At 71.5% G+C, this 21,133-nt stretch carries 16 protein-coding genes; 10 read left to right on the top strand and 6 right to left on the bottom strand.

The genetic code is table 11. From position 1 onward, the window contains the following. Nucleotides 1–9: 9 nt before the first annotated feature. The 6 genes from ACZOOI_RS06815 (at nucleotide 10) to ACZOOI_RS06790 (ending at nucleotide 8,158) form a co-directional block, all read left to right on the top strand. Nucleotides 10–690: a GNAT family N-acetyltransferase gene (locus ACZOOI_RS06815; protein WP_465279905.1), complete on the top strand. Its 681-nt coding sequence runs from the start codon at nucleotides 10–12 to the stop codon at nucleotides 688–690. Next, nucleotides 687–2,159 carry a lysine N(6)-hydroxylase/L-ornithine N(5)-oxygenase family protein gene (locus tag ACZOOI_RS06810; RefSeq protein WP_465279904.1) on the top strand — a complete coding sequence of 491 codons (1,473 nt, stop codon included), beginning with the start codon at nucleotides 687–689 and terminating at the stop codon, nucleotides 2,157–2,159. The genes ACZOOI_RS06815 and ACZOOI_RS06810 overlap by 4 nt, the downstream gene beginning before the upstream one ends. Further along, complete coding sequence (locus ACZOOI_RS06805; RefSeq protein WP_465279903.1) at nucleotides 2,083–3,948, top strand: IucA/IucC family protein; 1,866 nt, start codon at nucleotides 2,083–2,085, stop codon at nucleotides 3,946–3,948. The genes ACZOOI_RS06810 and ACZOOI_RS06805 overlap by 77 nt, the downstream gene beginning before the upstream one ends. 87 nt (nucleotides 3,949–4,035) lie before the next feature. Next, nucleotides 4,036–4,893 carry a carbon-nitrogen hydrolase family protein gene (locus ACZOOI_RS06800; RefSeq protein WP_391581632.1) on the top strand — a complete coding sequence of 286 codons (858 nt, stop codon included), beginning with the start codon at nucleotides 4,036–4,038 and terminating at the stop codon, nucleotides 4,891–4,893. A 141-nt stretch (nucleotides 4,894–5,034) separates the two neighbouring features. Continuing rightward, nucleotides 5,035–6,003 carry an SGNH/GDSL hydrolase family protein gene (locus ACZOOI_RS06795; RefSeq protein WP_465279902.1) on the top strand — a complete coding sequence of 323 codons (969 nt, stop codon included), beginning with the start codon at nucleotides 5,035–5,037 and terminating at the stop codon, nucleotides 6,001–6,003. 103 nt (nucleotides 6,004–6,106) lie between these two features. Then, nucleotides 6,107–8,158 (top strand): ATP-dependent DNA helicase, encoded by a 2,052-nt coding sequence (locus ACZOOI_RS06790; RefSeq protein WP_465279901.1) that lies wholly within the window; start codon nucleotides 6,107–6,109, stop codon nucleotides 8,156–8,158. Between the two features lie 97 nt (nucleotides 8,159–8,255). Here the strand turns inward: ACZOOI_RS06790 and lexA are convergent, their stop codons facing one another. Beyond that, nucleotides 8,256–8,966: a transcriptional repressor LexA gene (lexA, locus tag ACZOOI_RS06785; protein WP_396008544.1), complete on the bottom strand. Its 711-nt coding sequence runs from the start codon at nucleotides 8,964–8,966 to the stop codon at nucleotides 8,256–8,258. Nucleotides 8,967–9,594: 628 nt separating this feature from the next. On the opposite strand from lexA, the gene nrdR reads away from it, so the two are divergent. Together nrdR and ACZOOI_RS06775 are read left to right on the top strand one after the other, a co-directional pair. Next, entirely contained in the window at nucleotides 9,595–10,098 is a 504-nt protein-coding gene (gene nrdR / locus ACZOOI_RS06780) for a transcriptional regulator NrdR (RefSeq protein ID WP_391581635.1), read from the top strand. A 120-nt stretch (nucleotides 10,099–10,218) separates the two neighbouring features. After that, nucleotides 10,219–13,071, top strand: coding sequence for a vitamin B12-dependent ribonucleotide reductase (locus tag ACZOOI_RS06775; protein ID WP_465279900.1), 2,853 nt, complete (start codon nucleotides 10,219–10,221; stop codon nucleotides 13,069–13,071). Between the two features lie 172 nt (nucleotides 13,072–13,243). Here the strand turns inward: ACZOOI_RS06775 and def are convergent, their stop codons facing one another. The 3 genes from def to ACZOOI_RS06760 all read right to left on the bottom strand — a co-directional run bounded on the left by def (nucleotide 13,244) and on the right by ACZOOI_RS06760 (nucleotide 16,298). Further along, the gene (def, locus tag ACZOOI_RS06770; protein ID WP_465279899.1) at nucleotides 13,244–13,921 is read right to left on the bottom strand and encodes a peptide deformylase; all 678 of its coding nucleotides are present in this window, start codon (nucleotides 13,919–13,921) and stop codon (nucleotides 13,244–13,246) included. A gap of 56 nt (nucleotides 13,922–13,977) precedes the next feature. Beyond that, the gene (locus tag ACZOOI_RS06765; RefSeq protein WP_465279898.1) at nucleotides 13,978–15,597 is read right to left on the bottom strand and encodes a hypothetical protein; all 1,620 of its coding nucleotides are present in this window, start codon (nucleotides 15,595–15,597) and stop codon (nucleotides 13,978–13,980) included. Between the two features lie 155 nt (nucleotides 15,598–15,752). Further along, nucleotides 15,753–16,298 (bottom strand): hypothetical protein, encoded by a 546-nt coding sequence (locus ACZOOI_RS06760; protein ID WP_020554763.1) that lies wholly within the window; start codon nucleotides 16,296–16,298, stop codon nucleotides 15,753–15,755. 304 nt (nucleotides 16,299–16,602) lie between these two features. Here ACZOOI_RS06760 and ACZOOI_RS06755 point away from each other — a divergent pair, with 304 nt between their 5' ends. Then, complete coding sequence (locus tag ACZOOI_RS06755) at nucleotides 16,603–17,196, top strand: LOG family protein (protein WP_465279897.1); 594 nt, start codon at nucleotides 16,603–16,605, stop codon at nucleotides 17,194–17,196. 144 nt (nucleotides 17,197–17,340) lie between these two features. On the opposite strand, the gene ACZOOI_RS06750 is transcribed toward ACZOOI_RS06755, so the two are convergent. After that, a complete protein-coding gene (locus ACZOOI_RS06750) occupies nucleotides 17,341–18,945 on the bottom strand; it encodes a hypothetical protein (protein WP_465279896.1) in 1,605 nt (534 codons plus the stop codon). Nucleotides 18,946–19,026: 81 nt separating this feature from the next. Next, nucleotides 19,027–20,403, bottom strand: a complete 1,377-nt coding sequence (locus ACZOOI_RS06745) for an MFS transporter (RefSeq protein WP_465279895.1) — start codon at nucleotides 20,401–20,403, stop codon at nucleotides 19,027–19,029. Nucleotides 20,404–20,521: 118 nt separating this feature from the next. Here ACZOOI_RS06745 and ACZOOI_RS06740 point away from each other — a divergent pair, with 118 nt between their 5' ends. Next, nucleotides 20,522–21,046, top strand: a complete 525-nt coding sequence (locus ACZOOI_RS06740; RefSeq protein WP_465279894.1) for a winged helix-turn-helix transcriptional regulator — start codon at nucleotides 20,522–20,524, stop codon at nucleotides 21,044–21,046. The last annotated feature ends 87 nt before the right edge of the window (nucleotides 21,047–21,133 follow it).

Raw genomic sequence — 21,133 nt, 5'->3', positions numbered from 1 at the left:
CGTCCCCGTATGAGCCCGTCATTCCTGTCGTCGCCCGCCGATGCCCGGCCGAGCGACTTCGCCGAGGCCCAGACCGTGCGCCTGAACACCGGGCCGCGGGCGGCGGGGCAGGCCGGCCCGCTCGCCGAGGCGGCACGCTGGGGAACGGTCCCGCTGCCCGCCGGCCGGTTCTCGCTGCACGAGATCCACACCAAGCGCGACCTGCCGCTGCTGCACGCGTGGATGAACGACCCGGACATCGCCCGCTGGTGGGAGCTGGCCGGGGACGAGGAGGTGGTGCGCCGACACCTGGCGGATCAGGCCGTGCGCATGCACAACCACGCCTACCTGGGCTGCCTGGACGACGAACCGGTCAGCTACTGGGAGCTCTACCGCGCAGACCTGGACGACCTGGCCCGGCACTACCCGGCCCGCCCGCACGACGTGGGGATCCATCTGCTGGTCGGCCCGGCCGCGTGGCGCGGGCGCGGGATCGGCTCGCTGCTGCTGCGCGCGGTCACCGAACTGGTGCTGCGCGCCGCCCCCGACACGATGCGGGTGGTGGCCGAGCCCGACGTGCGCAACGAGGCGTCGCTGGCGGCCTTCGCGCGGGCCGGCTTCCACCGCTTCGCCGATGTCGAACTCCCGGGCAGGCGCGCCGCGTTGATGATGCGCGGACGCACCGTGCGGGAATCGGGTGCGCGGCGGTGAGCGAGCGCCTGCCCGCCCCGCGCCGGGCGGCCGACCCCGGCGCGGTGGTGTACGACCTGGTGGGGGTGGGGATCGGGCCGTTCAACCTCGCGCTCGCCGCGCTGGCCGACCGGGTCGAACCGCTGCGCACGCTGTTCCTGGACCGGGCTCCCGCGTTCAGTTGGCATCCGGGACTGCTCCTGGACGGCACCACCCTGCAGGTGCCGTTCCTGGCCGACCTGGTCACCCTGGTCGACCCGACCAATCCGTGGTCGTTCCTGGCCTATCTGCGCGCGCACGACCGGTTGTTCCCGTTCTACTTCGCCGAGCGCCTGCATGTGCCGCGGCGCGAGTACGACCACTACTGCCGGTGGGTCGCCGAGGCGCTGCCGGCCTGCCGGTTCGGCAGCGACGTCGGGTCGGTGTCCTGGGAGGGCGACCTGTACCGGGTCGACTTCCGCGACACCGCGACCGGCGAGTGGCACCACGTGCACGCCCGGCACGTGGTGCTCGGCATCGGCACCGAGCCGGTGGTGCCGGAGCCGTTCGCGGGTCTGCTCGGCGACACCGTGCTGCACGCGGCCCGATACCTGGACCATCGCGCGGATCTCACCGATGCGCAGGACGTCACGGTGCTGGGCTCGGGGCAGTCCGGCGCGGAGGTCTTCCTGGACCTGCTGCGCCGGCGAACCGGCCCCAACCGACGGCTGACCTGGCTGACCCGCTCGCCCGCGTTCGCCCCGATGGAATACTCCAAGCTCGGTCTGGAGCACTTCACGCCCGACTACACGCGCTACTTCCACGCGCTGCCCGAACCGGTCCGCGACCGCCTGGTGCCCGAGCAGTGGCAGCTGTACAAGGCGATCAGCGCGGACACCATCGCGGCCATCCACGACGAGCTCTACGAGCGCGGCATCGCAGGCGGGCGGGTGCGGGCGACGCTGATGCCCGACGTCACCGTGACGTGCGCGCGCACCACCGGCGAGGGCGTGGAACTGGGGTGCCGGCACGGCGAACAGGACCGCGCCTTCACCGTGCGCACCGACCGGGTGGTGCTGGCGACCGGGTACGCGCAGCGGCATCCCGCGCTGCTGGATCCGGTGAAGGACCTGATCGTGCGCGACGCCGCCGGCCGTCCGCTGATCGACCTGGACCACCGAGTCGTGCTCGCCGAACCCGTCACCGGCGGGCTGTACGTGCAAAACGCCGAGTTGCACACGCACGGCGTGGGCACCCCCGACCTGGGCCTGGGTGCGCACCGGGCCGCGACCATTCTCAACTCCGTCTGCGGCGACGCGGTCTACCGGCTGCCGATCCGCACCGCGTTCACCACGTTCGGCCTGGCCGCGGGCGACACCGAGCCCGCGCACCGACCGCAGCGAGGGGACGCGACCGACCCCGCAGAGGTACCCCATGTCGCAGTCGAACCCGGCAGCGGAGCCCATCGAGGCCGAACTGCCGCACCAGGGCGCCCGACCCGCCGAGCCTGAGCCCGCCTCCCGGTTCCCCGGCGCGCGGCACGGCGTGCCCCCCACCGACCCGGAGGTCTGGCGACGGGTCAACCGGGACATGATCGCCAAGTCGCTCGCCGAGTTCGCCTACGAGGAACTGCTGGCCCCGGTCGCCGACGGCCGGACGTACACCGTGGACGTCTCGGGCGATGTGCGCTACCGCTTCCGGGCCCGGCGCGGCGCCTACGACGCGTGGCACGTGGATCCCGAGTCGGTGGTGCGCGAGTGGGAGGGCGGCGCCGACCCGGCCGAGGACATGCTCCAGTTCCTGCTGGACGCGCACACCGTGATCGGGCTGAGCGGCGACACCGCCGGCCACCTGGTGCGCGAGTTGACCGCGACGCTGGCCGCCGACGCGGCGAGTGCGGCGAGCGCGGTGAGCGCGGCCACGTTGGCCGACCTGGGCTACGCGGAGTTGGAGGGCCACCAGACCGGCCACCCGTGGATCGTGCCGAACAAGGGCCGGATCGGCTTCTCGGCGAGCGACGCGCGCCGCTACGCCCCGGAGGCGCGGCGGGCGCTGCGGCTGCCGTGGATCGCGGTGCATCGGGACCTGGCGGTCTACCGGGCGGTGCCGGGACTGAGCGAACAGCGGCTGTACGACGAGGAACTGGACCCGGCGACCCTGGAGGGCTTTCGCCGGGTCCCGGCCGCGCGCGGGCTGGATCCGGACGACTTCCTGTGGTTGCCGGTGCATCCGTGGCAGTGGGACGAGACGATCGCGACGCTGTTCGCGCCCGAGGTCGCCGCCGGTCGCATCATCGCGCTGGGCGAGGCCGAGGACCGGCACCTCGCGCAGCAGTCGGTGCGTACCTTCCTGAACCTGGACCGGCCCGCGCGGCGCACCGTCAAGCTTCCGCTGTCGGTGCTGAACACGCTGGTGTGGCGCGGCCTGCCCAGCGAGCGCACGCTGGCCGCGCCGGCGGTCACCGACTGGGTGCTGGGACTGCGCGACGCGGACCCGTTCCTGCGCGACGAGTGCCGGGTGATCATGCTGGGCGAGACCGCGTCGGTGACCGTGCGCCACCCGGTGCTGGAGGAACTGCCGGGCGTGCCCTACCAGTACCGCGAACTGCTCGGCGCGATCTGGCGCGAACCACTGGCGCCGCGACTGGATCCCGGCGAGCGCGCCCGCACGCTCGCCTGCCTGCTGCACGTGGATCCGACCGGCCGGCCGTTCGTTCTCGAACTGGTCGAACGCTCGGGGCTGGCCCCCCGGGTGTGGCTGCGTCGGCTCTTCCACGCCCTGCTCCCACCGCTGTTGCACTGCCTGTACCGGTACGGCCTGGTGTTCTCCCCGCACGGCGAGAACGCGATCGTGATCTTCGACGAGCACGACGTGCCGGTCCGGCTGGCGATCAAGGACTTCGTCGACGACGTCAACATCAGCGACCAGCCGCTGCCGGAACTCGCCGACCTGCCGGCCGAGGTCGCGTCGGTGCTGCTGCGCGAGCGGCCCGACTACCTGTGCCAGTTCATCCACGCCGCGCTGCTGGTGGGGCACCACCGCTATCTGGCCGATCTCGCGGCGGTGCACCTGGGCATCCCGCAGGCGGGCTTCTGGGCGCTGGTGCGCGAGGAAATCCTGGACCACCAGGGGGCATTCCCCGAACTCGAGGACCGGCACGAGCTGTTCGACCTGCTCACGCCGCGGATCGACCGGCTGTGCCTGAACCGCAATCGGCTGCTCCTGGACGGCTATCGGGACCGTCCCACGCGCCCGCACGTGAGCGCACACGGCAGCGTGCCCAACGCGCTGTGCCCATGACCTCGACATCGGACCACGACAGGGTCGCCGACAACCTGTCCGGTTTGCCGATGGTGTGATCCCCATCACGATGCCAGAATGCGGCGGGTGACCGACGTCGCCGAAAACGCGAGGCAACCACTGAAGGTTGCCGCCGCACAGGCCCAGGCGCGGCCGGGCGACATCCCCGCGAATGTCGCCACGGCCGCGCAACTCGTGCGCTTCGCATCCTCGGCCGGCGCCGACGTGGTGGTGTTGCCGGAACTGTTCCTGTCGGGGTATGACCTCGACCTGTTCCGGCCGGACGTGAAACCGTGCGACATCGTGCCCGGCGACACCCGGCTCGGTGAACTCCAGGCCGCCTGCTACGCCACCCGCACGGTCGCGGTGGTCGGCGCCGCGGTCCGCCGCGCCGGCGCCCGGACCATCTCGCTCGTGGTGGTCGGCCGAGACGGCGACGCGCACGTGGCCTACGACCGCCAGCACCTGTGGCACGAGGAGCGCGAGCTGTTCCGCCCGGGCGACCACGGCTGCACCATCGAGATCGCCGGATGGCGACTGGGCCTGGGCAGCGCCTACGACGTCAGCTTCCCCGAACACGTGCGCGCCGCCGTGCACGACGGCTGCGACGCCTACCTGTGCCCGGGCGTGTACACCCGCGGCGACAGCGAGCACCGCCGCGACCTGTACTTCGCCGCCCGAGCCCTGGAGAACACCTGCTACACGGTGGTCGCCAACCACATCGGCGACACCGTGCTGGGCCCGGCGTGCGGACGCAGCGGGGTGTACGGCCCGGACGGGCGGGTGGTGATCGAGGCCGACGGGGAACGCGTGGACGTGGTCGCCGCGACCTTCCAGGACATCGAGATCGACGCCGCCCGCGAGTGCCTGACCATGCTGGAGGACCTGCCGGGGTCACGGCGCGCGGGGCCGGGCGAGCGTCGCGAGACGATCAAGCTGGACTGAGACCCACCAGATCCGATCCGATCCCACCCGATCCGGGCCCGTCGGTGCTGGAATCCGCGTGCGCAAGCGCCTAGTCTCGCCGGATCACCGCAACCTACCGACGGGTAACGGTGGAAGGGCAACGACGAGAGGGGAGCGCACGTGCGCACAACTCGCAGGGCGATCGCGGGCCTGGCCGCGCTGACGGCGCTCGTCGCGCTGTCCGCGTGCTCGGACGACTCCGACTCCGACACCTCCGCCGACCGCAAGGCCGCCGCTCCGAACGCGCCCGGCGCCCCGGGCGGCGGCAAGGATGCCCCGGCGAACCCCAAGGCACTGCCCGCCGCGGCAAGCGGGGCCACCTTCGTCGCGCTCGGCGACTCGTACGCGGCGGGCGTGAAGATACCCGTGATCGTGCCCGCCGCGCCGCCCGGATGCAGCCGCTCGGAGAGCAACTACGCACACCTGGTGGCCAGGCAGCGGAACATCACCGGCTTCGTCGACGCCACCTGCGGCGGTGCCCGCACCCCGGACATGACGGCCGGCCAGCAGACCCAGGGTTCACCGCCGCCGCAGTTCGACGCGCTGCGCCCGGACACCGCGCTGGTCACCCTGGGCATCGGCGGCAACGACATCGGTTTCTCCGAGATCGTCACGACGTGCGTGATCCAGAGCCGCAGCACCACGTCCACACAGCCGTGCACCGACAAGTACACCGCCGGCGGCAACGACGAGCTGGCCAAGCGCATCGCCGAGACCGGCCCGAAGATCGCCGCCACCATCGCCGGCATCAAGCAGCGCTCGCCCAAGGCCCGGATCCTGGTCGTCGGCTACCCCACGATCCTCCCGGAGACCGGCACCTGCCCCGCCCAGGTGCCGGTCGCCGAGGGCGACCTGCCCTACCTGCGCAAGGTGGTGCCCGCGCTGAACGACATGCTCGCCAAGGAGGCGGCCGGCCAGGGCGCGGAGTACGTGGACACCTACGCCGGCTCGGCCGGCCACGATGTGTGCCGGCCGGCAGGCACCAAGTGGATCGAGGGGATCAAGCCCGAGTCGCCCGCCGCCCCGGTGCACCCCAACGCGCTCGGCCAGGAGGGCCTGGCCAAGGCGGTGCTCGCCAAGCTCGGCTGATCGGGCCCGGCTGCTCCCGCGGCACGAAGCGGCGCGGGAGAAGCCGGGCGAAGCGGGCCGCGTGGTAAGGGATGTCCGGCGGAGCATCTAGGCTTGTCGCCCGATGAGCGACTCCGACCGTCCCGAGCTGACCGAACTCCTGCACGCCGCCGTTGCCGCCGTCGGCGGAGCGGAGCGGCCCGGACAAGTGTCCATGGCCGAGGCCGTCTCCGGCGCGGTCGCCCGCGCCGAACACCTCCTGGTCCAGGCGGGTACCGGCACCGGCAAGTCCCTGGCCTACCTGGTCCCCGCGCTGGCCGCCCGGCGCAAGGTCGTGGTGGCCACCGCGACGCTGGCGCTGCAACGGCAGCTGGTCGAGCGCGACCTGCCGCGCACGGTCGAGGCACTGCGCCCGCTGCTGCGCCGCTCGCCGACGTTCGCCACGCTCAAGGGCCGGGGCAACTACCTGTGCCTGCACCGACTGCACGACGGGCCGCCGGACGAGGGCGAGGTGCTCTTCGACCCGGCGCCCACGAGCAGGCTCGGACAGGACGTGGTCCGGCTGCGGGACTGGGCCGACGAGACCGAGACCGGGGACCGCGACGACCTGAGCCCGGGCGTCAACGACCGCGCCTGGGCCCAGGTGTCGGTGTCCTCGCGCGAATGCCTGGGCGCCTCGCGCTGCCCGTACGGCGACGACTGCTTCGCCGAGGCCGCGCGGGAGCGGGCCAAACAGGCCGACATCGTGATCACCAACCACGCGCTGCTCGCCATCGACGCGTTGGAGGACGCGCCGGTGCTGCCCGAGCACGAGCTGCTGATCGTGGACGAGGCGCACGAGTTCGCGAGCCGGGCCACCGGGGTGGCCACCGCCGAGCTGAGCCTGAGTGCGGTGGACCGGGCCGCGCGCCGCGCGGGCAAGCTGGCCAACGAGAGCGCCGTGGACAACCTGGACGCCGCTTCGGAGGCGTTCAAGAAGACCATGGAGGGGCGCGAACCCGGTCGGCTGCGCGAGCTGGACCCGGATCTGGGCTGGACGGTGTCCGCGCTGCGCGACGCGAGCCGCGGCGTGATCACCTCGCTCGGCGAGGTCCGGGACAAGTCGCTGAGCAACGAGGACGCGGCCCGTCGCCAGGCGTTGGCCGGCGTCGAGCACATCCACGACACGTGCGAGCGCATCCTCAAGGGCTCGCCGCACGACGTGATCTGGCTGGAGCGCAACGAGCGCACCGGTGCGTCGTTGCGGGTGGCCCCGATCGCGGTGGCCGGGCTGTTGCGCGAGGCGCTGTTCGGGGACCGCACGGTGGTGCTCACCTCGGCCACGCTCAAGCTCGGCGGCGACTTCCGGGGCGTGGCCGGCAGCCTGGGGCTGACCGCCGAGGGGCTGCTCACCGACGAGCCCGAGCCGGTGCCCACCGAGGTGGCGGTGCAGCCGGGCGAGGGCGAGGAGTCCGACGACGACGCGGATCCGGACACCGACGCGGACCTGGCGCAGTGGCGTGCGTTGGACGTGGGCTCGCCGTTCGACTACCCGCGACAGGGCATCCTCTACGTCGCCCGGCATCTGCCGCCGCCGGGTCGGGACGGGATGAGCGCGGACACCCTGGACGAACTCGCCGAGCTGATCGAGGCGGCCGGTGGGCGGGCGCTGGGCCTGTTCTCCTCGCGGCGCGGCGCGGAGGCGGCCACCGAGGCGCTGCGCGAGCGGCTGGACCTGCCGATCCTGTGCCAGGGCGACGACTCGCTGGCGGAGCTGTTGCGCCGCTTCGCCGCCGAGCCGCGGACGTGCCTGTTCGGCACGTTGTCGCTGTGGCAGGGCGTGGACGTGCCGGGGCCGTCCTGTCAGTTGGTGATCATGGACCGGATCCCGTTCCCGCGTCCGGACGATCCGTTGATGAGCGCGCGGGCGCAGTCGGTGCAGGAGAACGGCGGCAACGGCTTCATGGCGGTGTCGGCCACGCACGCCGCGCTGTTGATGGCGCAGGGCGCCGGGCGGCTGATCCGGGCGATGGACGACCGGGGGGTGGTGGCGGTGCTCGACCCGCGACTGGCCACCGCCCGCTACGGCGGGTTCTTTCGGGCCTCGATGCCGCCGCTGTGGTACACCGAGGACCGCAATCAGGTGCGCCGTTCGCTGGCCGCGATCGACAAGGACGACCGGGGCGAGCCGGCCTGAAGCGTTACCGCGGGGGCGGGGGCGAGCCGGGTCCCTACCGCGGGCGCCGGCGTGCCGCGCACGTGAGACGGGCGGTATGTCGCCGTCCCCGCTCATCTCACACCCGTCGCATGACGGCCACCACACGGCCCAGGATGGTCGCCTCGTCCCCCGGGATGGGTTCGTAGGCGGGGTTGTGCGGCATCAGCCAGCGGTGCCCGTCCCGGTGGCGCAGGCGCTTGACGGTGGCCTCGCCGTCGATCATCGCCGCGACGATGTCGCCGTTCTCGGCCACCGGCTGCCGGCGCACCGCGACGTAGTCGCCGTCCATGATCGCGGCCTCGATCATCGAGTCGCCGCTCACCTTGAGCAGGAACACGTCACCGTCGCCGACGAGCTGGCGCGGCAGCGGGAACACGTCCTCGATGGACTGCTCGGCCAGGATCGGGCCACCGGCCGCGATCCGGCCGACCACCGGCACGTAGGACGCGGCCTGCGAGCCGCGTTCGGCGTGCGGCCCGGCCGGCGCCAGTGGTCGGCCGCCGTCGGGCGAGCGCACCTCGTAGGCGCGCGGCCGGTGCGGATCACGGCGCAAATAGCCCTTGCGTTCGAGGGCCATCAGTTGGTGCGCGACGGAGGAAGTGCTGGAGAGGCCGACGGCCTCGCCGATCTCCCGCATGCTCGGCGGATATCCGCGGGACTCCACGGAGGTGCGGATCACTTCGAGGACGCGCGTCTGGCGCGGCGTCAGGCCCCCCGTCGGGCGCCGCGTCACACCGCCCTGGACCTGCCCGTTCTCGGTGCCCGGGGCGGGCGTCGGGGGTGGCACGGTGGCGCTGTGCGGGTGTTTCGCAGGGAGAGTTTCGGTGCGGATTCCGGGGTGGATTGCTCCGGTGGCTTCTCCGGTCACGGCTGGCCCTTTCGACGGATTGCTCGCACGTGGAGAACGGTAGTCGGGTTCGAAAGGTTGCGCCAAACACACGTTCGAGTGAATTTAGGCCAATCCGGTGGCGATCATTCGGTTCCCGCTGTAGTAATCGTACATACATTCGAATTCGACGGGGAAAAGCCATCGTTTCCGCCGTCCGATATGTCGCATCCGTCACTCGTATGCCGCGACACGCGGCCGGCCGGGTTAATTTTTCGCCGCCGGCGGGCGGTGACCTGCGGGGATGACGAGAGGTCACCGAAGGCTCTCCGAGTGTCTGCGAGTCGGCTTGCAGCGCTCGGGGTCGCGGTCTACCGTAGCCACTACATCTTGTGGTCGAGGGCGTTGAAGGAACCCACAAGTTGTGGTTGCCGTATATACCATATTCCCGGAGCGCACCGGACGGGCCCCTTCGCGGCGGCCCTCGGGGCGAGGGCGCGGCAACGACCGGGCACGCTTCGCCATACCGCGCGCGGCACGCACGGGCAACACGTACGACCTGCGTCTCAACGAGGGGGAGAGGAACCGCATGCACTGCCCCTTCTGTCGGCGAGCGGACAGCCGCGTCGTGGACAGCCGGACCACCGACGACGGCGCCGCGATCAGGCGCCGACGATCGTGTCCGGACTGCGGACGGCGGTTCACCACGATCGAGACCGCCTCGCTGACGGTGATCAAGCGCAGCGGCGTCACCGAACCCTTCAGCCGGGACAAGGTCATCGCCGGCGTGCGCAAGGCCTGCCAGGGTCGCCCGGTCACCGGTGACGCGCTGGCCCTGCTCGGTCAACGTGTCGAGGAGGCGGTGCGGGCCACCGGATGCGCCGAGTTGACCACCCACGACGTGGGCCTGACGATATTGGGCCCGCTGCGGGAGCTCGACGAGGTCGCCTACCTGCGGTTCGCGTCCGTGTACCGAGCCTTCGAGTCGCTGGAGGACTTCGAGGCCGAAGTCGCCCTGCTGCGCGCCGGCCGCGCGGAGTCGGCGCAGCCCGCGGTGCCCGTGGACGCGGCGGACGGTCCCACCTCGGACTGACCGCGGATCACCAGAAATCAATTTCGGTAGCACACGAACGACGGACCACCCGACCGGTCGGCGGGACATCCCCCGGGATGCTCCGGCCTGCCCACGGCGTTGTTCAAAAGAGGAGACGGCATGACAGAGACGACGAGCGGATCGGCCCGCGGTTCCGGCCGGTCACGACCCGGCAAGGGCCTGCGGATCGAGCGCGTGTACACGACCCCCGGCGTCCACCCTTACGACGAGGTGGTCTGGGAGCGTCGTGACGTCGTCATGACCAACTGGCGCGACGGCTCGATCAACTTCGAGCAGCGTGGCGTCGAGTTCCCCGACTCCTGGTCGGTGAACGCGGTCAACATCGTCACGAGCAAGTACTTCCGCGGTGCGGTGGGCACGCCGCAGCGCGAGTGGAGCCTGAAGCAGCTGATCGACCGGGTCGTCAAGACCTACCGCACGTCCGGCGAGGAGAACGGCTACTTCGCCGGTCCCGCCGACGCGGAGATCTTCGAGCACGAGCTCGCGTACGCCCTCCTGCACCAGATCTTCAGCTTCAACTCGCCGGTCTGGTTCAACGTCGGCACCGCGCAGAAGCAGCAGGTCAGCGCGTGCTTCATCCTGTCGGTCGACGACTCGATGGACTCGATCCTGGACTGGTACAAGGAAGAGGGCCTGATCTTCAAGGGCGGCTCCGGTGCCGGCCTGAACCTGTCCCGGATCCGCTCCAGCAAGGAACTGCTCACCTCCGGCGGCAACGCCTCGGGCCCGGTCTCCTTCATGCGCGGGGCGGACGCCTCGGCCGGGACCATCAAGTCGGGCGGCGCCACCCGCCGTGCGGCCAAGATGGTGGTCCTCGACGTCGACCACCCCGACATCGAGGACTTCATCGACACCAAGGTCAAGGAGGAGGAGAAGATCCGCGCGCTGCGCGACGCGGGCTTCGACATGGACCTCGGTGGCGCCGACATCGCGTCGGTGCAGTACCAGAACGCGAACAACTCGGTCCGCGTCTCGGACGAGTTCATGAACGCGGTCGAGCAGGGCGGCGAGTTCGGCCTGCGCGCCCGACTCACCGGCGACGTGCTGGAGACGGTCGACGCCAAGGCGTTGTTCCGCAAGATGGCCGAGGCCGCGTGGGCCTGCGCCGACCCGGGCATCCAGTACGACGACGAGATCAACAAGTGGCACACGTGCCCCGAGTCGGGCCGGATCACCGCGTCCAACCCGTGCTCGGAGTACATGCACCTGGACAACTCGTCGTGCAACCTCGCGTCGCTGAACCTGATGAAGTTCCTGCGCGAGGACGACACCTTCGACGCGGTCAACTTCGCCAAGGTCGTCGAGCTGGTCATCACCGCGATGGACATCTCGATCTGCTTCGCCGACTTCCCGACCGAGAAGATCGGCGAGACCACCCGCGCGTTCCGCCAGCTGGGCATCGGCTACGCCAACCTGGGCGCGCTGCTGATGGCCACCGGTCACGCCTACGACAGCGACGGCGGCCGGGCACTGGCCGGTGCGATCTCCTCGCTGATGACCGGCACCGCGTACAAGCGCTCCGCGGAGCTTGCCGCCATCGTCGGCCCGTACGAGGGCTACGCCCGCAACGCCGAGCCGCACAAGCGCGTCATGCGCCAGCACGCCGAGGCCAACGACGCGGGCAAGCGCATGGACGACCTGGACGCCCCCGTGTGGGACCTGGCGACCAAGGCGTGGAAGGACGTCGCCAAGCTTGGTGACAAGAACGGCTTCCGCAACGCGCAGGCCTCGGTGCTGGCTCCGACCGGCACGATCGGCCTGATGATGGACTGCGACACCACCGGTGTCGAGCCCGACCTGGCGCTGGTGAAGTTCAAGAAGCTGGTCGGCGGCGGCTCGATGCAGATCGTCAACGGCACGGTCGCCCGGGCGCTGCGCCGGCTGGGTTACCAGCCCGAGCAGGTCGAGGCGATCATCGAGCACATCGCCGAGCACGGCCACGTGGTGGACGCGCCCGGCCTCAAGCTCGAGCACTACGAGGTCTTCGACTGCGCGATGGGCGAGCGCACCATCTCGCCGATGGGCCACGTGCGGATGATGGCGGCGATCCAGCCGTGGATCTCCGGCGCGATCTCCAAGACGGTCAACATGTCCGAGGACGCCACCGTCGAGGAGATCGAGGAGATCTACTTCCAGGGCTGGAAGCTCGGCATCAAGGCGCTGGCGATCTACCGCGACAACTGCAAGGTCGGCCAGCCGCTGTCGGCCGGCAAGGGCGAGAACAAGGGCAAGGCGGACGACGGCAAGTCGACCGCGGCCGCCGTGGTGGAGAAGGTCGTCGAGTACCGCCCGGTGCGCAAGCGCCTGCCCAAGGGGCGGCCCGGCATCACCACGTCCTTCTCGGTGGGTGGCGCCGAGGGCTACATGACCGCCAACTCCTACCCGGACGACGGCCTCGGCGAGGTCTTCCTGAAGATGTCCAAGCAGGGCTCGACCCTCGCGGGCATGATGGACGCCTTCTCGATCGCGGTCTCGGTCGGCCTGCAGTACGGCGTGCCGCTGGAGACCTACGTCTCCAAGTTCACCAACATGCGCTTCGAGCCGGCCGGTCTGACCGACGACCCGGACGTGCGGATGGCGCAGTCGATCGTCGACTACATCTTCCGCCGCCTGGCGCTGGACCACCTGCCGTTCGAGACCCGCTCGGCGCTGGGCATCCACTCCGCCGCGGAGCGCACCCGGCACCTGGAGACCGGCTCCTACGAGCCGGACGAGCCGGCCGCCGCCGAGGACATGCGCACGCTCGCGCAGTCCGCGCCCGTGGACGCCGCACCCAAGGCCCCGGACCTCAAGCCGGTCCCGGCCGCGGTGCATTCCTCCACCGAGCTGCTGGAGGCCCGCCAGGGCCGCAGCGCGGACGCCCCGCTGTGCTTCTCCTGCGGGATCAAGATGCGCCCGGCGGGCAGCTGCTACGTGTGCGAGGGCTGCGGCTCGACCAGCGGTTGCAGCTGACCCGAGCGTCGCTGACGTGAACGCCCGAAAGGGGCGGGGAACCGAACTCGGTTCCCCGCCCCTTTCGGTGCGGCGGGCACGCGACGCGGTGGCCCGGACCCCTACGTGCTCGGCGGTTCGGCTCCGTGCGGTGGATCGCCCCGGCGGGTCGGCGCGCGAGCCCCCCGGCGGGTCAGCCCGCGAGCTGCTTGGCCTTCGCGTCGCGCTTGGCGAAGACCTCGTCGCGCATCGACTCCATCTCCTTGAGCACGTTCTTGCGCTCGCGCTTGGAGAGGCGGTCGATGTACAGGTATCCGTTGAGGTGGTCGGTCTCGTGCTGGAGGCAGCGGGCGAAGTAGCCCTCGCCCTCGATCACCAGCGGGTTGCCGTCCTTGTCCACCCCGCGCGCGATCGCGCGGTCCGGGCGGGCCAGGTCCTCGTGCGGGCCGGGGACGGACAGGCAGCCCTCGCCCGCCTCCTCCAGGTGCCGCTCGGTCGCGGGCAGTTCGTCCAGGACCGGGTTGATCAGGTGGCCGACGTGCCGGTGGCCGTCCTCGTCCACGCAGTCGTACACGAACAGCCGAATGCCGACGTCGACCTGGTTCGCGGCCAGGCCCACGCCGTCGGCGACGTACATGGTCAGGAACATGTCGTCGATCAGCGTGTTCAGTTCCTCGGTGCCGAACTCGGTGATCTCGGCGCAGGGCCGGTGCAGGATGTCCTCGCCGACCACGGTGACGCGCAGGACCTTGCCGCGGGCGGCCTCGGGCGCCATGGCGGGGTACGAGTCCACCGGGCGGCCCATCACAAAGATCCGGCCTTCTTCGTGATCGTGGTGATCGTGGCTGGAGTGGTCGTGGTGCTCGGCCATCGGTTTGCTTTACCTTTCCACCAGGGCATGAACCCGATTCACCCTACCCGCACCCGTCAGGGCAGGACTGCCGACGCCTTGGCCGTGATGGTGACCTCGCCGGGCTCGGTGACGGTGATCTCGGTCCAGCCGTCCTCGGTCTCGCCGATGCTCGTGTTGGGCTTGTTCGCGACGAACCAGCTGGTTCGGTGGATGCGCACGGTGAACGTGCCGGCCTGCTGGGCGAGCAGCGTGAAGCCGCTGGGGGTGATGTCCACGAGCTGGCCGGGGCCGTCCAACAGCGGAACCGGGTCGGCGACCTCCCAGATCACCCAGTGCGGGTCGGACCACACCGGCACCAGCCAGTCGGCGCCGGCGCGCAGGATCTCCGCCTCGCGCTTGGCGGAGGGGTCCAGCGGCACGTCGGGCAGGGCGATGAAGCGCACGCCGGTCTCGCGCACCCAGCCGTGGTACTGCCCCTCGTCCAGCGTGGGGCCGTAGAGCACCGCGTTGTGCGCGCGGTCGAGTTGGCGCTCCCAGCCGCGGGCGAGCGGCATGTGCTCGGCCACGTAGACCGTCTCCCAGTGGCCGCGGGTGAACGGGATCTCGATCCGGCCCACCGGAAGGTTGGCCCGCTCCAGGAAGTCGAGCATGCCGGTGTAGTAGGCGGAGTTCTTGCCGGTGCTGTCCTGGTTGTTGAACGCGACCGCCTTGCCGGCCGAGGAGAACTGCCAGGCCAGCAGCGGGATGGCGAGCAGCACCACCAGCCGCCTGCGGCCCAGCGAGAGCAGCACCACGGCCATCAGCGGGCCGGCGCACAACTCGCCGAGCCGGGCCACGTTCCCGCCCACCGCGCTGGGGATCAGGAACAGCACGGTGGAGGAGAGCGCGTACAGCCACAGGAAGCGGCGCGCGCTGACCTCGGTGCGCGGGAGCAGGGCCAGGCCCACCCCCGCGAAGCCCAGGATCGCGGCGAACCGCCACAGCGGGAAGGAGAAGTCGCCCCCGCCGGGGAAGATCAGCGACATCACCAGGCCGATCACGGCCGGGGCGAGGCTGAACCGGGTCGCCCACACCCGCTCGGCGGGCACCCACGCGAGCGCGATCATCAGCAGGAACGCGGCGGCCAGCGGACTGGCCAGGCCGCAGAACCCGGCGGCGACCGCGGCCCACGCGCGATGCCCGGTGCGGGCCGCCAGGATCGCCATCAGCCCGGCGGCCACGCCGAGCACGAAGGGGGTGCGGCCGATCAGGTATTCGATGCTGACTATCACCGCGAACCAGCAGCTGCCGACCCGGCGAGCCAGGTCGCCGCGGCCCAGGCGCAGGCGGGAGAACGCCCACGCGGCGGCCACGCAGGAGATGGCGGTGAGCAGGCGGGTGCCGATCCCACCGGCCAGGACCGGGGTGATCACGCTGTAGCCGGGCAGCAGGTGGCCGCCGTACCACTGGTTGTTCCACAGCACCGCGCCGTGGTCGCGCACCAGCCAGGCACGGAAGATCTGCGCGGGCCAGTCGGCGCCGTTGATGCCCAGCACGGTCAGCAGACCGACCAGGGCCAGGGTGATCACGTAGGGATGCTCGGCGACCGCGATCAGGATCCCGCGCAGGTGCCGTCGCCAGGTGCGGCGGGTGGCGCCGCCGGCATCCGACTTGGGCTCCCCGAGGGGTATGCGGCCGTCCAGAGCATGTGTCATGACGGCCTAGTTTTTCAGATCGGGGCCGAAGTGGTGCAGGTGGGCACTGAGGTAGGACGCCGGATTGTCCGATGTATGGCGTGCCATGACGCAATGTCCACCGAGGAATCACCGGTGTGGCGGGAAAAAATCCTTCGTTCGGATGAAACGGCGGTTCAGACCACGGGGCCGGATGGGGGGCCGGGCAGGTCATCCTCAGGGGGTGGCTCGGGCGGGTTGGGCAGCCCCGCACGGGCGCGCAGGTCGCGCGGGTCGCGCGGACCCTCGATCCGGCGGATCACCGAGAGCGCGGCGGTGTGGAACGCCTCCAGGAACGCCTGCGCGGTGGACGCCGGCCACTCCGCGCGCTGGACGGCGTGCATGTTGTGATCGGTGTCGCACCAGCACGCCACCTCGACCGTGGCGGTGACGCTGACGAACGGACCGTCCAGCTGCCATACGTCCAGGCCCAGTTCCAGCCAGTCGCCGTCGGCCTCGTAGAGCAGCAGCGCGGTGCCCAGGATGTGCGGGGACGGTTCGGGCTCGGGCTCGGGACTCAGCGGGTCGGGCTCGTTCCAGAACCAGCGCGCGGGATCGTCGAGGGAGCGGCGCAGATCGAGCGCTTGAGCGGCGGCGACCAGGCGTTCGCGGCCATGGTCGTCGAGATCGGGAAACAGCCGCTCGAACGGGATGTCCGAGGCAGGGCGCTCGGTGGCGGGCACGCGGGCATTCTGCCGTGGCGGGGGGTCTTCCCGTCAACGTCGGGTTGTGTGACCGCCACCGACGATGGCCGAATTTGCCCTTCTATGCCGGGACTGTACCGCCGCTCCGGTGCGGGATAGACGATTCATCGACTCGATTCGCCATCGATGCGATACCGATTCGCCGGCCGCGCCGCGCTGCGCCGATCGCCGCACCGCTCGCGGGCCGGGGCAGCCGCCGTGCCCCGGCGGCGGGTTGGCAGACTTCGTGGCGAACCGGTTCGATACGAATCACTTCGGTGGTCGGCAGTGCAGGGAGCCTGGCATGCGGGTAGCGGTGTTCGCGGGATCGGCGTCGGGTGTCTCGCCGCGGTTTCGGGAGGCGGCGATCGAGCTGGGTCGCGCCCTCGCGGAGGCCGACGTCGGGATCGTCTACGGCGGCGGGCACGTGGGCCTGATGGGCGCGGTGGCGGACGCGTGTCTGGCGGCGGGCGGCGAGGTGATCGGGGTGATGCCGCGCTCGCTGGTGGACCGGGAGATCGCCCACCTGGGCCTGACCGAGCTGCAGGTCACCGAGACCATGCACGAGCGCAAGGCGGCGATGGCCGAGCAGGCGGACGCCTTCGTGGCGCTGCCCGGCGGCGCGGGCACCCTGGAGGAGCTGTTCGAGGTGTGGACCTGGCAGCACCTGGCGATCCACGCCAAGCCGGTGGCGGTGCTGGAGGTGGACGGCTTCTGGCGGCCGCTCCTGGACGCGCTGGACACGATGACGGCGAACGGCTTCCTCAAGCCGGAGCTGCGCTCGACCCTGCTGGTGGCCCGGGACGGCGCGGACCTGCTGGCCCGGACGAACGGGTGGCAACCGCCGCTGCCCAAGTGGGCGGGCGGCCTGGACCCGGCGGCGCCGCCGAAGCCGTGAGCGGTCCGGGCCGGCCCGCCCGCGGACCGGCCCGTCGACTCGGTGCGAGGGATCGGCCGGCCGGGCCCGGTCCGGTGGCCGGGCCCCGGGCCCGGTCCGCCGGACCCTGCCGGCGCGGCCCGGACCGAGACCTGCCGGACACGCCTAGTTGTTCTTGCCCTTGAAGAGCTTCGAGTCGCGCGCGGAGACGGTGACCGGTCCCGGCCGATCGACGGTGATCTCGCTCCACTCGTCCGCGGTCGGCTTGATCACGATCCCGGGGCGGTCCGGGGTCACCCAGAAGGTCGGGTGGATCTTGATCACGAACGTTCCGGCCGCGTGCGCGTCGAAGGAGAATCTGCTCGGCGTCAGCTCGGTCAGCTCGCCCGGCCCCATCACGATCGGCGTCGGGTTCTCCACCTCCCAGATCTGCCAGTGCCGGTCCTTGTCGGAGTAGACCGGCTTGAGCCAGGGGATGCCCTTGCGGATCAGCTCGGCCTCGGGGATCGCGGACGGGTCGATCGGGATGTCCGGCAGGGCCACGAAACGCACGCCGGTGTCGTCGATCCAGTCGCGGTACTCCTGGATCGTCAGGTCTTCCTGGTAGAGCACCGCGTTGTAGTTGCGGTCCAACTGGCGCTCCCAGCCGCGGGCCAGCGGCATCTTCTCGGCGACGAACACCGATTCCCAGTGGCCGCGCGTGAACGGGATCTCCACCCGACCCAGTGGGTGGGTGTTGTTCTTCTGCAGGAAGTCGAGCATGCCCGCGTAGTACTGCGGCTTCTCGCCCGGCGAGTCCTTGATGTCGTGGGTGATGGCCAGCGCGGCGGACTGGAACTGCCAGACCAGCAGCGGCAGGGCCAGCAGCGCCACGAGCCGACGCCGGCCGGCCGAGAGCAGCACGACCGCCATCAGCGGGCCGGCGGTGAGCTCGCCCAGGCGGGCCAGGTTGCCGCCGAGCGAGGTCGGCACGAAGAAGAAGATCACCGCGGTCGCCGCGTACAGCCACAGGAAGCGCCGGGCACTCTGCTGCTCCTTGGGCAGTATCAGCAGGCCGACCGCGGCGAAGGCCAGGATCGGCAGGAACCGCCACCACGGGAACGGGAACATGCCCTCGTTGGGAAAGGCGAGCGCGGCGACCAGGCCCAGCGCGGCGGGAGCGAAGCACAGGCGGGTCGGCCAGACGCGTTCCCTGGGCACCCAGGCGAGCGCGACCAGCATCAGGAAGGCGCCGGACAGCGGGCTGGAGAGCCCGCACAGGAGGGCGGCGAAACCGGCCCACAGCGGGTGTCGGCGACGAGCGGCCAGTATGGCGAGCATGCCCGCGGCGACACCGAGCGCGAACGGGGTGCGGCCGATCAGGTAGTCGACGCTGCACATCACCGCGAACCAACAACTGCCGACCTTGCGGGCGAAGTCGTTCCCGCCGACCCGGAGCTTGTCCCAGGCCCACGCGGAGGTCACACACGAGAGCGCGGTCAGCGTGGCGGTGCCGATCTTGGAGGCGATCACCGGCGCGAGGATGCTGTAGCCCGGGAGCAGGTGTCCGCCGTACCACTGGTTGTTCCACAGGTACGTGCCGTGGTCGCGGATCAGCCAGGTCCGGAAGTACTGCGCCGGCCAGTCGGGGCCGTTCACACCGGTGACGATGATCAGGCCGATCAGGCCGGCGGTGATCAGGTACGGCCGCTCGACTATCGCGTCCGCGAGGGCCCGAAAACGACGGCGACCCGCCGGCGCTGCGGGTCGATCCGTCGCTGGGCTTTGCACATCGCTCGTCACATGACCCGAGTTTTCCAGACGCGGGGCCCGGCGTCGCCGGTGGGCGCCGGAAATGGGGGATTTGTGGGTTTATTCGCTTTGGTGCAGACCGAGCGTGACGAGTGCGCCGAGCACGGACAGGCCGGCCGCGACCAGGATCGCCAGGTCGATGCCGCCCGCGTCGACCAGGGCGACCACGAGCGCCGCGCCGATCGAGGCGCCCATGTAGCGCGCGGTGCTGTTGGCGCCGGAGCCCATGCTCGCCCGGTCGACCGGCACGCTCTCCACCGCGAGACGGGCGAGTGCGGTGTTGACCAGGCCCACGCCGAAGCCGCCGACGAGCAGGCCGGGCACGGCGCGCACCCACGAGTCGGCGGGGGTGAGCCCGTACAGGCCCAGGAAGCCGACGGCGGCGACGAGCAGTCCCGAGGCGAAGCGGTGTCGGGCAGCGGGCAGCACGTGCACCCGGCCGACGGCGAAGGACGTGATCGCGGCCGCGGCCGACCACAGGCCGAGCAGGAGGGCGGCGCCCAGGGCGCTCACGCCCAGCGTGCCCTGGAAGACGGTGCCCAGGTAGGCGGCGATGGCGATCACCGCGACGCCCACGATCAGGGCCCCGAAGGTGGCGACGGCGAACGCGGGGCGGGCGAACATGCGCAGGTCGAGCATCGGCGCCCGGCCGCGCAGGGCGGTCGCGCCGTAGCCGGCGAGCAGGAGCACCGCGACGACCATCAGCACGTCGACCACGGGCCGGTGCCACCCCTGTCGGCCCTCGATCAGCGCGGCGGTCAGCGCGATCAGACCCGGGCCCAGGGTCAGCGTGCCCCACACGTCCGGCCGGCGCGGGTGCTCGGCGCGCGATTCGGGCATCCGGCGGGCGACGGCGGCCACCGCGAGGGCGGCCGCGGCGGCGAACCAGTACGGCGCGGAGCGGTGCACGAGCGCCAGTCCGGCACCGAGCAGGGGACCCACGACCATGCCCGCGCCGATCGAGGAGCCGTACGCGGCCATCGCCCGGCCGCGCGCGGCGCCTTGGTGGTTGTGCGCGAGCAGGCCGAGCCCGGCGGACATGATCGCCGCCCCGGCGACGCCCTGGAGCGCGCGGCCGACCACGTACAGCGGCAGTGAAGGGGCCAGGGCGGTCAGCGCCGAGGACACCGCCAGGCCCAGGGCACCCGCCGTGAAGATCCGGCGGCGGCCGAAGTCGTCGGCGAGGCTGCCGGTGATCAGCAGGGCCGCGGACAGGCCCAGGCCGATGGCGCTGAGGATCCAGGCCGGGCCTCCGGGCCCCGCATGCAACTCGCGCACGGTGTCCGGGACGATCGCGATCGGCATCGTGTAGGTGGCCAGGAGCAGCAGCGTGCCCAGGGCCACCACGGGAACGGTCGCACCCGCGGAGCCGCCGCCGCCGGCGGGGCCGGGCGCCTTCGGTGCGGTGCGCGGGGCGATGGACGTGGTGACGGACATGGCTGTGCTCCCCGGAGTGCGATTTCGACGAGTAGGTTCGGTGAATGAACCTTGGTGCTCGAAGAACGTAGCACTCGAAGGTTCGATGAATGAACCGACCCGGGGTTAAAGTGCTCGTATGGCTTTGGGCAAGGACTACGGGCAGCAGGACTGTGCGCTCGCCCGCACCCTCGAACTCGTCGGCGAGCGCTGGACGCTGCTGATCGTGCGGGACGCCTTCTACGGCGTGCGGCGCTACAGCGACTTCCTCGCCCACCTGGACATTCCGCGCGCCGTGCTGTCGGGCCGGCTGCAGACGCTGGTCGACGCGGGCGTGCTCGACAAGCGCCGCTACCAGGAGTCGCCGCCTCGGGAGGAGTACGTGCTCACCGAACGCGGCATCGACCTGTGGCCGATCATCCGCACCATGGCCCGCTGGGGCGAGAAGCACGTGCAGAACGGGGTGCCCTGCCGAATCTTCCGGCACCACGGCTGCGGCGGGACGGTGGACCCGACCGGGATCTGCGCGGTCTGCGCGGAGGTGGTCGCCCCCGGGCAGACCGAGGTGGCCCCGGGGCCCGGCGCCGACGTGCTGCGGCGCGAGGACGCGGTCACCCGCGCGATGCGCCGGCCGCATCGCCTGCTGGAGCCGCTGCTGCCCTGACCGGCGGCCCGTGCTTCGGCGAGCCGGGGCAGGCTGCCCGGGTAGGAACCCGGGCAGCCGACCCGGGAAGACGGCCGCGGCGGACGA

This window comes from Embleya sp. L77 (genome assembly GCF_055557415.1).
This window is presented reverse-complemented; position numbering and strand designations above follow the sequence as displayed.

What these genes read in the sequence shown, in the direction of transcription:
- ACZOOI_RS06775 (WP_465279900.1), top strand. Translation starts at nt 10,219, where the DNA reads ATGACAGAGACGACGAGCGGATCGGCCCGCGGTTCCGGCCGGTCACGA.
- ACZOOI_RS06815 (WP_465279905.1), top strand. Translation starts at nt 10, where the DNA reads ATGAGCCCGTCATTCCTGTCGTCGCCCGCCGATGCCCGGCCGAGCGAC.
- ACZOOI_RS06790 (WP_465279901.1), top strand. Translation starts at nt 6,107, where the DNA reads ATGAGCGACTCCGACCGTCCCGAGCTGACCGAACTCCTGCACGCCGCC.
- nrdR (WP_391581635.1), top strand. Translation starts at nt 9,595, where the DNA reads ATGCACTGCCCCTTCTGTCGGCGAGCGGACAGCCGCGTCGTGGACAGC.
- ACZOOI_RS06745 (WP_465279895.1), bottom strand. Translation starts at nt 20,403, where the DNA reads ATGTCCGTCACCACGTCCATCGCCCCGCGCACCGCACCGAAGGCGCCC.
- ACZOOI_RS06805 (WP_465279903.1), top strand. Translation starts at nt 2,083, where the DNA reads ATGTCGCAGTCGAACCCGGCAGCGGAGCCCATCGAGGCCGAACTGCCG.
- ACZOOI_RS06755 (WP_465279897.1), top strand. Translation starts at nt 16,603, where the DNA reads ATGCGGGTAGCGGTGTTCGCGGGATCGGCGTCGGGTGTCTCGCCGCGG.
- def (WP_465279899.1), bottom strand. Translation starts at nt 13,921, where the DNA reads ATGGCCGAGCACCACGACCACTCCAGCCACGATCACCACGATCACGAA.
- ACZOOI_RS06765 (WP_465279898.1), bottom strand. Translation starts at nt 15,597, where the DNA reads ATGACACATGCTCTGGACGGCCGCATACCCCTCGGGGAGCCCAAGTCG.
- ACZOOI_RS06740 (WP_465279894.1), top strand. Translation starts at nt 20,522, where the DNA reads ATGGCTTTGGGCAAGGACTACGGGCAGCAGGACTGTGCGCTCGCCCGC.